The organism is Streptomyces asoensis, from assembly GCF_013085465.1.
Lineage (GTDB): Bacteria > Actinomycetota > Actinomycetes > Streptomycetales > Streptomycetaceae > Streptomyces > Streptomyces cacaoi_A.
The window spans coordinates 7116246-7125450 of record NZ_CP049838.1; the positions used below are offsets into that span (position 1 = coordinate 7116246).

A 9205-nucleotide genomic window follows, 5' to 3' on the forward strand; every position below is an offset into this window, starting at 1 on the left:
TCAAAACAGGGGCTGGGTCGGGCACTTGTGGGCGGTGAGGTGCTGGTGCGGGCAGTCCGGCGGGTGCCGGCCGGTCGTCCAGCGCAGTCGCAGGGCCCGGTGTGGGAGGCGAGGCAGGCACCAGACGAGGTCGTTGGGGCTGCTGTCCGCGAGGGCGGCGCGGTAGGGGCGTGGCTCGTCGGGGGGTGGGAGCGGCACGCTGGCTTTGAGGGCTGCGGTGTGGCCGACCCACTGGACGAGGAGGGGTGCCCGGCACGCGGGGCAGCGCGAGGTGATGCTGTTGCTGCCCCGCGGCCGGGCCCCGGTCACGCCGGTGCGCCGTTCATGACCGGGCTGTCGATCTGCTCGCCGATCGCCTTGACGACGTCGGCGAACGCCTGGTCGCGGATCTCGCCGGGGCGCTCCAGCTTGTAGCCGAGGGTGAGTCCGTTCTGGCCGATGCGGTGGCGGAGGCGGGCGGTGAGCCGGTAGCCCTCGCTGCCTTCGAAGGGGACGAGGCCGATGACGAACGTCTCGGGGACGACCAGCTGTCCCTTCTGGCCGGCCTTCGTGGTCTGGGTCTCGACGAACTGGAACTGCCGCTGCCCGCTGCTCAGTCGGGTCGCGGACTGGAAGTCGACCTTCACCGCGGCCTGGAAGGACTGGGCGATCTCCAGCATCTCGGCGGACGACGGCTCCAGCAGCTCGGGGAGGTGGTCCTCAAGGAACTCGGCGAACTCCTCCTGCTTCATCAGCTGGCCGTCGCAGCGCCGCCACTGCTGCCACGCGGTGGTCTCGCGCAGGGCGAGGTGGAGGCGGTGGCCGGACCAGCGGGCGCCGTTGGGGGTGTGGGCGTCGAGGACGGCGGTGACGGTGAGGCGCTCGCTGTCGGCGTACACCTCCGAGTTGTCGTCGTGGTGCTTGGTCCAGTAGGCGAGGAAGGACTCGGCGTCGCGGACGGTGGTGGTGCCTTGCTTGCGGGGCGGGGTGCCGGTGTGCTCGGGTCCGGTGAGGTCGATCGTCTTCACGCCGGTGGGGGTGTTGAAGGCGTGGACTTTGCCGGGGTCGAGTACGACGGGCTGCGCGGAGCGGAGCGCGGTGTCGACGATGACCTGTGCGTTGTCGGTGTTGGTCATGATCAGGCGTCCTTGAAGGTCTGGTTCGCGGGGGCGGTGCGGAACTCGATGGCCATCTGGCGGGGGTCCTCACGGACGGGCTGGCCGTCGTCGTCGAGGAAGTACAAGTTCTTGACCGGCGTGGGCTTCGGGGCCTTCACCGCGGACTCGACGCCGATCGGCATCGGGGCGGACTCGACGCCGTTGGCGGGCGGGTCGACGACGATGGTGATCGTCAGGGAGCCCTTCTTGCCGTGGGTGCGGACGGCGTCGAGCAGCTGGTGGAACTCGGCGGACAGCTCTTCGTCGGTGCGGCCGTTGAGGTGGCTGGCGAGGAACGCGGCGACGGGTGCCTGCGGCTGCTCGGCGATCTCGCCGGTGGTCTTGTCGACGTTGCTGCTCATGTGCTGGTGGTGCCTTTCTGGTTGGTGGTGCTGGTGTGGTGTGTGGGGGTGGGCCCGCCCGCTGGTTCAGGGGGAGCAGGCGGGCCCGGGTGGCGGCCGCGGCGCTGGGGGGTGCGCCGAGGGGGAGGCCGCCGGTCAGGTGGTCTTGGCGGCGGGCTGCGGTTCGCGGGCCCGCGGCCTGGGCGCGTGCGCGGTGCACTTCCAGCCGGTGAGGTAGAAGCGGACGGGCCCGTCGTGTTCGCCGGTGAGGCCGTCGCACGGCTCCGGCTCCCGGGCGCTCACGTCGTCGCCTCGGTTCGCTGCTCTTCCTGCTGCCGCATCCGGCGCAGGTGCTCGTACCGGTTGCGGCGGGCGCGCGGGGCCATCCCGCCTCGGATGCCGTGCCGGTTCTCGTGTCCGCGTCCGCCTTCCTCGGCGAGCGCGTCTTCGAGGCAGGCGATCCGGACGGGGCATGAGGCGCAGATCTGCTTGGCGGCCTCGGCCTTGGCCTTCTCTCCGGGGTGGGGGAAGAACAGGTGGCGGTACTTCGCCATGTCGGGCCGGACGCAGAGTGCTTGGGTGAGCCAGGCGCGGCCGGGTTCGGTGTCGTGGGTGTTGTAGTTGAGGCGTGTCATGCCGCGCTCCCGAAGATCCCGGCGTACAGGCGATCAAGTTGCGTCTCCTGCCGCTCCTCCTGCTGTCGGCGCTCCCGCATCGGCCGGTCCTCGACGTGCGCGCCGGCCACGCAGTGCGGGACGTCGCAGCCGGACGTCACAGTGCCCTCCGGATTCCGGCCGTGGTGCAGACGGAAAGCGACCTTGTACGCGGAGTACGTCGTGCCGCCGAACCACACCGACGGCGTGGTGTGCGACGTCGACCCGATCCAACGGACGTGGCCACCGTCGATCGGTTCGGCGTGCTGGTTGAACGCCTCCTCCAGCGAGGTCAGCCGCCGCCGGGCGGGGCGGGGGATGGACGGGTCGCGCTGGGCCCGCTTGTCGAGGGCCTTGCACAGGCCGCAGTACGCCGTGCCGTCACTCTCGAACTTCGCGTGCACGGCGAGGTCGTGGCCGCTGACGCACCTGGCCGGGACGTCGCCCAGGCCGCGCTCGGCGCGCACTCTCTGGCGGGCCTGCTGGCGTCCGGCCTCATCGTTGACGTGGTCGGGTGCGACGCAGTGCGGGTAGTCGCACTCGGCCTTGACGTAGCCCTGGGGCGGGCGGCCGTGCTTCTGCTCGAAGGCGATGCCGGCCGGGCTGTATCCGGCCTCCTTGTACCGCATGAGCGGGGTGCCGGTGGCCTTGGCGCGTTCGCCGGTCCATTCGAGGTGGCCGCCGTCGACGGGCCGGGTCTTGCTGGCCCACTTCTGTTCGAGGGTGAGGGGCTGGATGGCCACCTGGGGGAGGCCGAGGTGGGTGCGGAGGCGGGCGACGCGGACTTTGTCGCAGCGCAGTTCGCGGGAGATCCGCAGGTTGCTGTAGCCGTCGCGGAGCATGGCGATGATGTCCGTGTCTGTGGCGTTGCGTGGCGTGGGCATCAGCGGGTCACCGCCGAGAGGTTGTGCCACTCCACGCCGCGCAGCGCCTGCTCCGCCCACTCCTGCGGCACCTCTGCCAGGACATGACCCAAGGAGTGAAGGCCGAGAGCGAGAAGCATGTACGCGTCGCTCTCGTCGTAGCGGTGCTTGCCCTCTGTCAGCAGCCCGTACCGCTCGTGCACGACGTCGCGGATCATGCCCTTGCCGACCTTGTACCGGTCCTTCTGCGGCACGGTGGTCGGGACGGGGCGGGTCTTGCCGGTGGCGTACACGTTGCGGGACTGGGGGTTGATGACGGCGTACGGAATGCCGCGCTTCCACAGGTCTTGGCGGATCATCCAGCGCATGGCGGCGAGGGCGTCGGCGCCGGTGTTGTTCTTGCTGAAGGCGGCGCCTTCGATGACGACGTAGTCGGCGTGGCGGTAGAAGGTGGCGCAGCCTTCGAGCTGCTGGGCGAACCGCTCGTGGAGGTTCTTGGCGGGGGCGTGGACGTGGTCGGTCCAGCCGACGCCGGCGGTGCCTGTGACGATGGTCGCGGCGTCGAGGGCGATGAGGAGGGGGCGGGGCCCGGCCGCCGCGGGTGCGGCCGGGATCTCGGTGGTGTCGAAGAGTGTGGTCACGGGGTGCCTCCCTGCGGGGTGTTGGCGCGGTGCCGGCCGGACGGGACCGGGGTGACCCACCAGCGGGCGAGGCCGGTGGCTCCGACGAGCGCGGCCATGACGGCGGCGGCGCCGAGGGTGATCTCGTGGATCACAACTCCTCACCCGCCTCGCGCTGGGCGGGCACCGGGCGCAGCGGCCACTCGCCGGGGATCACGGCCTCCGGGTCGTACTTCTCCTTGGCCTTCGCCTCGTTGCGCAGCCAGGCCTGGTACCGGACGGCGTCCTCCCAGTACCACTGGACCTGCCGCGCGTGGAGCTCCTCGACCGTGAGGTCCCGCAGCGAGTTGAAGCGGTTCGTGCGCAGCGCCTGCACCCACGCGGGGCGCTCCCGGTACGGGGTGTGCGCGATGACGCCCATCTGGTACGCGGCCCGCGCTGACATGAACGCGTCGTACTCGGCGCCGTGCGCCTGCTCCTCGTCCCAGGGCAGTCCGTACGTCTCCGCGGTGGTCCGCATCTGGTACGGGCCCTGCGTCTCCGAGACGCGCTTGCGGAACGGGGCGACCTGCCGGTCGAGGACCATCGTGTCGATCACCCGCAGCGGCTCGCGGACGATGCCTTCGAGGCTGTCACCGAGGTGGCGGCGGCACTCGCGGTCGAGGAGGTTGAGGTCGTAGCCGCCCAGGTTGTGGCCAACCAGCGGGATGCCGGCGGCGACGACTTCGGCGATGGCCTTCGCGATCTCGCCGACGCCCTGCTCTGCGGGCTGGCCGTGTTCGGCGGCGTACTCGTCGGTGATCTTGTGGACTGCGATGGCGCCGGGCTCCATCGGGATACCGGGGTTGAGGAGCCAGGTGCGGATGTCGGGGGTGCGGCCGAGGCCGCCGAGGATGAGGGCGCAGGTGACGATGCGGGCGGTGTCGGCGTCTTTGTCGCTGGCCTCGAAGTCGAGGGCGGCCATGTGCTCGAGGTGCCAGCTCACGCGCCACCCCCGACGCGCTCCTTGTAGATGCGCGGGCCGAGACTGTCGAGCGTCTCCATGTCGCCGTTCTCGTTGGCGACCTGCGCGTTCAGCATCCGCAGGTTCGAGACCTCGTAGCCGATCTGCTGGATCCGCGCAGCCGACGTCTTCGGGTCGAGGATCTCGTCGCGGTACGACTCCGCCGACCGGGCCGGCGCCTCGATCCCGCGCTCGATCCGGTCCAGGTCCGGTTCCGTGTCGTGCGTCGGCGTCAGGCCGAAGCCCAGCAGCAGCGTTCGCAGCGCGACGGACTGCGCTTTCGTCGTGGCTTTGTCCGCGGTGTCCAGGGCCTCGCCCATGGTCTGGAGGGTGAAGCTGTCCCCCATCGGGCCCATGACGGTCCAGGTCACGACGACGGAGCACTCACGCATCGTGCCGCCGGACTTGGTGTTCTTGGTGCTGTATGTGGCTTCGACCTTGGAGGACATGACGTGCACGCCGTGCTTCAGCGTGACCGGGCCAAAAACGTTGACGACGGTGTCGACGCCACGGAAGTTGAAGCGGGTGCCGGACTGGTTGTACAACTCGCCCTTGCCGATGGCGCGGATGTCGCGGCGGACGCGGAGCCAGGCGACGCCGACGGGCACCATGTCCGGGTCTTCGGTGCCGGGCTCGTAGTCGGCCATCGGGTCCGGCGCCGGGAACTGGTCCACGTACCCGTCCGGGAGCTGCAAGTCGTCCTGCTGCTCAGCGGGCTGGGTGCGGCCTGCGGCCGAGGCTGCGTTCTCTCGCAGTCCCATGTCAGATCTCCCCCTTGTACTGCTTGGCGATGTCGATGCGTTCGGTCGGGTTCGGGGCCACGCACGCGGCGTAGGCGTCCGGGAACCGCTCGGCCATCAGCTCGAGGTCGACCTTCGGTGCGGCCTGGCTGGGCTCCAGGGAGTAGGCGCGCTCGCCGCCGATCAGCGCGGACTGCGCGTCGCCGAGGGCGGCGATCATGCGGGCCTTTGCTGCGGCCTTCGCCTTCTTCGCCTTGGCTTCGGCGCGCTGGTGGGTGCCGTAGTCGAGGAGCGCGTCGAGGGCGTCGTCGTGGCGGTCGATGTCGACTGCGCCGGAGCGGGTGGGGTGAAGGCGGCGGAACATCTTGGCGACCGCTTCGCCGTCCCCCGACGGGGCGGGCGGGACCTCGGCTTGCACGTGCTCGGTCCAGAACTTGTCGACCGCGGTGGTGATGTCGGCCATCACGTCGGTGTACTGGTCGGCGCGGATGACGCCCTGGTGGTACTCGTTGCCGCCGATGAGGACGGCGTAGTGCATGTGCTCGTAGCCGTTGACGATGATCTGCCACAGCACCTGGGCGGTGACGTCGTCGGGTGCTCCGGCGTGCCACTGCGCGGCCTTGAACGCGGACCGGGTCTTCACTTCGAGGGCACAGGGTGCCTGCTCGTCCTCGGACAGGGGGCACTCGGTGACGCGCCGGTCGAGGGTGGTCATCCAGTGCGGGTGGGTGTCGTGGGCGACGAGGCCGACGCGGCGGATGACGGAGCGGGACTGCATGGCCCAGCGGCGGGCGACGTTCTCTTCGTTGGCGGTGCCCCAGTAGGCGGCTTCGCCTGCGTCGTCGACGTCGAAGCCGAGCTTGTCGTAGTAGACCTTGATTGGGGGCTTCTGCTCGATGAGGCCGAGGATGCCGGGGACGTCGCTGGAGCCGATGCCGGAGCGGCGGGCGGTGAGCCAGTCGGCGCGGTCGGCGGTGGCGGGGAGGATGAGGCGGCCGGTCGGTGTTACCCGGCGGCCGGCGGCCGGGGCCGAGGCCCCGACCGGCGCGGACGTTGTCATCGGGCGTCGCCTCCGCTCGGCGCTGAGAGTGCGGCCACGGCGGCAGCCCAGGTCGAGTCACCGTCGTCGCCGGTGGCGGCACCCCACACGGCGTCTCCGTATGCGGCCTGGTGGCGGGCGGCGATCTCGCGGGCCGCGTCGGCGCCGCAGCGGATTTCACCGCGGTCGATCTGGCCGAGGACGCGGTCTGTGTCGGCGCTCGGGGTGATGGTCGGGAAGCTCACGGGCGGGCCTCTCTGGTCGTGGTAGGGAAGTAGGTGCGGCGACCGGAGGCGTCCTGCGGGGCGAGGAACCCGCGGGCGGCCAGCGCCCGCAGGTCCTTGCGCGCGGTGTTCCGCCCGGCCGTCGGCCACGGGGAGGCAGCGAGAAGCCACTCGGCCCGGGCGGTGGTGACCGGCTGCCCGTCGGCCTGTATGGCGGCGAGGAGGTAGGTGCGGCGGGAGACGTCAGCCACGGGCCACCTCGCTGGTGACGTCGACCCACGCGCTGTACTCCCAGTCGAAGACCGTGAGCGACTCGGCTTTCCACCGGTCGGTTCGGCCGTCGCATGCCCAGCCGACGGCGTGGATTGATCCGCTGACGGGGTGGGTGTCGAAGCCGACGACGCGGAACAGCCAGCCGTTGGAGCTGTAGGTGCGGCCGGGCTGGAAGAAGTCGGGGCCGCCGTGCTGCGCGGGCCGGTCGGCGGCGCGGTCGAGGAGGACGGCGCCCGCGATCAGGCCGCTGTTGTGGGCGGTGCGTCCGGTTCTCGCGTCGGACTGGCGGCGGAGGAGCGCGGCACCCTCAGCGAGGACCTCGGCGCGGTGAGCGGTGACGAGGGTCTCGGCGCGGTCGACGTCGTGCAGGGTGGCGATCCCGCCGTGGCTGTCCTCGGACAGGGCGGCGATGATCTGACGGCGGGCGCTCACGCGGACCGCCGATCCTGCTGAGTCGGCAGCGGGTTGGCCTTCAGGTGGCGGCGGGTCGCGGCGTGCGTCGGGTGCTTGATCAGCGACGCACCCCGCATCACCACCGCCGCCGTCTTCGCCGACAGATCCGCCAACGGCTTCGCCAACTTCGCCATCCGGGCCGCCACCCGCATCGCCTGCGGCCCCGTCAGCGCGACCTTCGTCGACATCCGCTCGACGAGCCGGGCCTGAAGCGTCTCGAACGCCAGCTTCTGGGCGTTCCGCTCGTCGGCGTCGCGAGGGGTCTCCTCGCAGACCATCGCGGTGAACTCCTCGAAGAACTCGCCGGACAGGAGGTCGAGGAGTTCGCCGACGTTGGCGTGGACGAGGGGCTCGACGTCGGCGGTGACCATGAGGGGGGTGGCCTCGATGTACATGGGGCCACGCACGGAGTTGTCGGTCATCGGAGTGCGCCCTTCGGGGAGGTGAGCAGGAGGATGGCGAGGGCGGCCGCGTCCCGGAGAGCCTCACGAGACGGGCGGCAGGCCTGGCGGGCGGAGTGCTTGGCGTTGTCCCACTCGCGCAGCAGCGGGTACACGGCGTCCGACCGGACGACGTCCCACACCACGGGCTTCACCGCTTCGAGCGGGCGGGGCCACGCCCACACCTCCGCCCCGACGAGCAGGAAGTACGGGACGCTGCACGCCGCGAACAGGCCGCAGGTTCCGCTCACGGCGCTGGCCGGGGTCAGATCGGCGAACAGGAAGACCAGGACGTTCACCGCGGGCCACCCGTCTCGGGCAGGTCGTGACCCACCAGGTACGAGTGGTGCACAAACACCTCGTGCTCACCCGCAGGCGACGGCGCGAGGATCCGCGACAACTTCTCCGCCGACCGGTCGGGGTCCGGCGTCTTCCGGGCCCGGAGTTCCCGAACCACGTCGTCGAGCGCCTCGTTCGTGGTGTGCCGCTCCGCCCGCAGCGCGGCCACCTCTGCCCGCAGCTTCTCCAGCTCGGCCGCCGTCTCCGGCGACATCAGCATCTGAGCCGACTCCAGCGCCAACGCGATACCCGCCGCCGTCCGGTTCTGCGTCAGCGCCGCCAGGATCACACCCGCCGCCGAGTTCACTCGCTTCGTGTTCACGCGGCACCGCCCTCGGCCAGCGCCGGGATCCCACGCTCCGCACGGAACTCAGCGATCGCCGCCTCGCAGCAGACCGGCTCGCCCTCGACGGAGTGCTCGTCCTGGACCATGCGCTCGTCGAACGCGTCGTCAGCGGTCAGTACCTCCCAGCCGAGGTCACAGTGCGAGCAGACATGCGTCTCCTTGCAGGTGACCCGGCCGGCCTTCACATGCGGCCGCTTCAGCAGCTCCGCGAGCAGCTCCTCGCAGCGCCTGCGGTAGTCACCGTCGATGTCCCGGCTGGCCAGGCGGTCGCTCACGTACACCCCGCCCAGGTCACCGAGCGGACGCGGTGCGATCTCGATGTCGAAGGGGAGCCCGGCGAGTTCGCCGTCCAGTCCCTCGAAGCCGAGGGCGCTGATCGGGATGTGGGTGGCCTGGGGCGCGATGGTCACGATCACGCGCCAGTCGTCGCGGTAGGTCTTCTTCACGCCGCACCGCCCAGCAGCGGCAGCTCCGTACCGAAGATGGCCTCAAGTTCCATCCGCGTCGACATCACCAGACGCGGGCACTTCTCCGGGTCGACGCCGTCGATCACGTACAGCGCCGCACCGTTCCGCGTGTGCTCGGTGGCGCGCCAGATCTTGCCGTTCGGGGCGACCAGGTCGCCGGTCGTGTTCTCGGGGCCGCTAATCTGAGTGGTCACGGTGACCTCTTTCTGTGATGAGGGGTTGCCGAAGTCGGGGGCTGCTCAGGCCGGCAAGCTGCGAGCGGCCCTTC

The 9205-nt window shown here is 70.8% G+C and carries 19 protein-coding genes; all 19 read right to left on the bottom strand.

Translation table 11 applies throughout. The annotated features are described in order from the left end of the window. Complete coding sequence (locus G9272_RS45525) at positions 1-198, bottom strand: hypothetical protein (RefSeq protein ID WP_253267997.1); 198 nt, start codon at positions 196-198, stop codon at positions 1-3. Positions 199-305: 107 nt separating this feature from the next. After that, positions 306-1115 carry a DUF2303 family protein gene (locus G9272_RS32070; protein WP_171399735.1) on the bottom strand — a complete coding sequence of 270 codons (810 nt, stop codon included), beginning with the start codon at positions 1113-1115 and terminating at the stop codon, positions 306-308. A gap of 2 nt (positions 1116-1117) precedes the next feature. Beyond that, the gene (locus tag G9272_RS32075) at positions 1118-1498 is read right to left on the bottom strand and encodes a hypothetical protein (RefSeq protein WP_171399736.1); all 381 of its coding nucleotides are present in this window, start codon (positions 1496-1498) and stop codon (positions 1118-1120) included. Positions 1499-1633: 135 nt separating this feature from the next. Next, entirely contained in the window at positions 1634-1780 is a 147-nt protein-coding gene (locus G9272_RS32080) for a hypothetical protein (RefSeq protein ID WP_171399737.1), read from the bottom strand. Beyond that, positions 1777-2112, bottom strand: coding sequence for a WhiB family transcriptional regulator (locus G9272_RS32085; protein WP_171399738.1), 336 nt, complete (start codon positions 2110-2112; stop codon positions 1777-1779). Before G9272_RS32085 ends, G9272_RS32080 begins: the two co-directional genes overlap by 4 nt. Next, positions 2109-3014 (bottom strand): hypothetical protein, encoded by a 906-nt coding sequence (locus G9272_RS32090; protein ID WP_171399739.1) that lies wholly within the window; start codon positions 3012-3014, stop codon positions 2109-2111. Before G9272_RS32090 ends, G9272_RS32085 begins: the two co-directional genes overlap by 4 nt. Continuing rightward, positions 3014-3634, bottom strand: coding sequence for a hypothetical protein (locus G9272_RS32095; RefSeq protein ID WP_171399740.1), 621 nt, complete (start codon positions 3632-3634; stop codon positions 3014-3016). Before G9272_RS32095 ends, G9272_RS32090 begins: the two co-directional genes overlap by 1 nt. After that, a complete protein-coding gene (locus G9272_RS32100; protein WP_171399741.1) occupies positions 3631-3768 on the bottom strand; it encodes a hypothetical protein in 138 nt (45 codons plus the stop codon). Before G9272_RS32100 ends, G9272_RS32095 begins: the two co-directional genes overlap by 4 nt. Then, positions 3765-4598: an exonuclease domain-containing protein gene (locus tag G9272_RS32105; RefSeq protein WP_171399742.1), complete on the bottom strand. Its 834-nt coding sequence runs from the start codon at positions 4596-4598 to the stop codon at positions 3765-3767. Before G9272_RS32105 ends, G9272_RS32100 begins: the two co-directional genes overlap by 4 nt. Beyond that, positions 4595-5377 carry an ERF family protein gene (locus tag G9272_RS32110; RefSeq protein WP_253267998.1) on the bottom strand — a complete coding sequence of 261 codons (783 nt, stop codon included), beginning with the start codon at positions 5375-5377 and terminating at the stop codon, positions 4595-4597. Before G9272_RS32110 ends, G9272_RS32105 begins: the two co-directional genes overlap by 4 nt. 1 nt (position 5378) lies before the next feature. After that, on the bottom strand, positions 5379-6416 hold the full coding sequence (locus tag G9272_RS32115; RefSeq protein WP_171399743.1) for a YqaJ viral recombinase family protein: 1038 nt from the start codon (positions 6414-6416) through the stop codon (positions 5379-5381). Continuing rightward, positions 6413-6640 (bottom strand): hypothetical protein, encoded by a 228-nt coding sequence (locus G9272_RS32120; RefSeq protein WP_171399744.1) that lies wholly within the window; start codon positions 6638-6640, stop codon positions 6413-6415. Before G9272_RS32120 ends, G9272_RS32115 begins: the two co-directional genes overlap by 4 nt. Continuing rightward, positions 6637-6870, bottom strand: a complete 234-nt coding sequence (locus G9272_RS32125) for a hypothetical protein (RefSeq protein ID WP_171399745.1) — start codon at positions 6868-6870, stop codon at positions 6637-6639. Before G9272_RS32125 ends, G9272_RS32120 begins: the two co-directional genes overlap by 4 nt. Then, entirely contained in the window at positions 6863-7324 is a 462-nt protein-coding gene (locus tag G9272_RS32130) for a hypothetical protein (protein ID WP_171399746.1), read from the bottom strand. The genes G9272_RS32125 and G9272_RS32130 overlap by 8 nt, the downstream gene beginning before the upstream one ends. After that, positions 7321-7767 carry a hypothetical protein gene (locus G9272_RS32135; RefSeq protein WP_171399747.1) on the bottom strand — a complete coding sequence of 149 codons (447 nt, stop codon included), beginning with the start codon at positions 7765-7767 and terminating at the stop codon, positions 7321-7323. Before G9272_RS32135 ends, G9272_RS32130 begins: the two co-directional genes overlap by 4 nt. After that, the gene (locus G9272_RS32140) at positions 7764-8084 is read right to left on the bottom strand and encodes a hypothetical protein (protein WP_171399748.1); all 321 of its coding nucleotides are present in this window, start codon (positions 8082-8084) and stop codon (positions 7764-7766) included. Before G9272_RS32140 ends, G9272_RS32135 begins: the two co-directional genes overlap by 4 nt. After that, on the bottom strand, positions 8081-8446 hold the full coding sequence (locus G9272_RS32145; protein WP_171399749.1) for a hypothetical protein: 366 nt from the start codon (positions 8444-8446) through the stop codon (positions 8081-8083). Before G9272_RS32145 ends, G9272_RS32140 begins: the two co-directional genes overlap by 4 nt. Further along, a complete protein-coding gene (locus tag G9272_RS32150; protein ID WP_171399750.1) occupies positions 8443-8916 on the bottom strand; it encodes a hypothetical protein in 474 nt (157 codons plus the stop codon). Before G9272_RS32150 ends, G9272_RS32145 begins: the two co-directional genes overlap by 4 nt. Continuing rightward, on the bottom strand, positions 8913-9131 hold the full coding sequence (locus G9272_RS32155) for a hypothetical protein (protein ID WP_171399751.1): 219 nt from the start codon (positions 9129-9131) through the stop codon (positions 8913-8915). Before G9272_RS32155 ends, G9272_RS32150 begins: the two co-directional genes overlap by 4 nt. Positions 9132-9205: the final 74 nt, after the last annotated feature.

Excerpts from the sequence above, each read along its gene's own strand:
- G9272_RS32075 (WP_171399736.1), bottom strand. The coding sequence starts at position 1,498 with ATGAGCAGCAACGTCGACAAGACCACCGGCGAGATCGCCGAGCAGCCG.
- G9272_RS32090 (WP_171399739.1), bottom strand. The coding sequence starts at position 3,014 with ATGCCCACGCCACGCAACGCCACAGACACGGACATCATCGCCATGCTC.
- G9272_RS32110 (WP_253267998.1), bottom strand. The coding sequence starts at position 5,377 with ATGGGACTGCGAGAGAACGCAGCCTCGGCCGCAGGCCGCACCCAGCCC.
- G9272_RS32115 (WP_171399743.1), bottom strand. The coding sequence starts at position 6,416 with ATGACAACGTCCGCGCCGGTCGGGGCCTCGGCCCCGGCCGCCGGCCGC.
- G9272_RS32135 (WP_171399747.1), bottom strand. The coding sequence starts at position 7,767 with ATGACCGACAACTCCGTGCGTGGCCCCATGTACATCGAGGCCACCCCC.
- G9272_RS32085 (WP_171399738.1), bottom strand. The coding sequence starts at position 2,112 with ATGACACGCCTCAACTACAACACCCACGACACCGAACCCGGCCGCGCC.
- G9272_RS32070 (WP_171399735.1), bottom strand. The coding sequence starts at position 1,115 with ATGACCAACACCGACAACGCACAGGTCATCGTCGACACCGCGCTCCGC.